Raw genomic sequence first — 1,470 nt, forward strand, 5'->3', positions numbered from 1 at the left:
GCGGTGGCGTGGGTCGCTGGCGAGCGCGAGGCGATGCTCGATATCGACCTCTCGGATTTTCCGATCCGCTGGACCGAATTGCCGCATGTTCTCCAATCCTGCGAAGCGCGCGCCGGCGGTGCCAAGCTCATCCATGAGAACAGACCGGCAAACCTGCTGACCTCCGGCTTCGTCGAACGCGGCGATCCGGAAGGGGCCCTTGCCGGTGCAGCGTTCACGGTGTCCGGCGTCATCGACACCTCCTATGTCGAGCACGCCTATATCGAACCGGAAGCCGGCTATGCCTATGTGGACGGCGACACGCTGGTCGTCGTCGCCTGCACCCAGGCGCCCTATATGGACCGCGACGAGACGGCGAAGGTGCTCGGCCTTGCCGTCGACAAGGTGCGCATCGTGCCGACCGCGACCGGCGGCGGTTTCGGCTCGAAGCTCGACGTCTCGCTGCAGCCGCTGATCGGCCTTGTGGCGATGAAGACTGGGCGGCCGGCGGCACTTGCCTACACCCGCACCGAATCGATGATGTCGACCACCAAGCGCCATCCGGCCGAGATGAAAGCAACCATCGGCGCCGATGCCGACGGCCTTGTCACCGGCATGATCTTCGAAGGCGATTTCAACACCGGCGCCTATGCAAGCTGGGGCCCTACCGTGGCCAACCGCGTGCCGGTGCACGCCTCCGGACCTTATGCGACGCCGAACTACCGCGCCGAAGGCCGCGCCATCCATACGCATGGGCCGATCTCCGGCGCCTTCCGCGGCTTCGGCGTGCCGCAAGCGACGATCATGCAGGAGACCCTCTATGATGAGCTGGCCGGCAAGCTCGGCATGGACAGGCTCGATTTTCGCTTGAAGAACTGCCTTCGGAACGGCTCCGAAACGGTCACAGGACAGCTTCTGGACTCCGGCGTCGGCATTGCCGAATGCCTCGAATCGCTGCGGCCGCACTGGGCGCGCGCGGCGGCCGATGCGGAGGCATTCAACAGCGCCAACACAGATAGAAAGCGCGGCGTCGGCGTCGCGTCCTGCTGGTATGGCTGCGGCAACACCTCGCTGCCCAATCCGTCGACCATTCGGGTCGGCATCGCGGCCGACGGCACGGTCATCCTGCACCAGGGCGCGGTCGATATCGGCCAGGGTTCGAACACGGTCATCGCCCAGATCTGCGCCGACGCGCTCGGCCTGCCGCTGGAGAGATTCCAGCTGAAGAGCGCCGATACATCAATTACTCCCGATGCCGGCAAGACATCGGCCTCGCGCCAGACCTTCGTCACCGGCAAGGCGGCCGAGAAGGCCGGCCGCGCCTTGCGTGAAAAGATACTTCGTTTCGCCAATGTTTCGGAAAAAGCCGCTCTCCAACTCGACGGCCCGGCGATCGTCATCCGCGAGGGAGAAGCCACGCGCCGCATCGACCTCACGACGTTGGATCTGGATGCCGAGGGCTTCGTCTTCCGCGCCGAGGAGACCCTGTCT

1 protein-coding gene is annotated in these 1,470 nt (G+C 65.2%); it reads left to right on the forward strand.

Going from position 1 to position 1,470, the window contains the following annotated elements; translation table 11 throughout:
• Positions 1 to 1,470: molybdopterin cofactor-binding domain-containing protein (locus tag EN994_RS31105; RefSeq protein ID WP_164746399.1), on the forward strand; the 1,470-nt coding region annotated here is incomplete at both ends.

The organism is Mesorhizobium sp. M7A.F.Ca.CA.002.09.1.1 (assembly GCF_003998555.1).
GTDB classification, from domain to species: Bacteria; Pseudomonadota; Alphaproteobacteria; order Rhizobiales; family Rhizobiaceae; genus Mesorhizobium; species Mesorhizobium ciceri.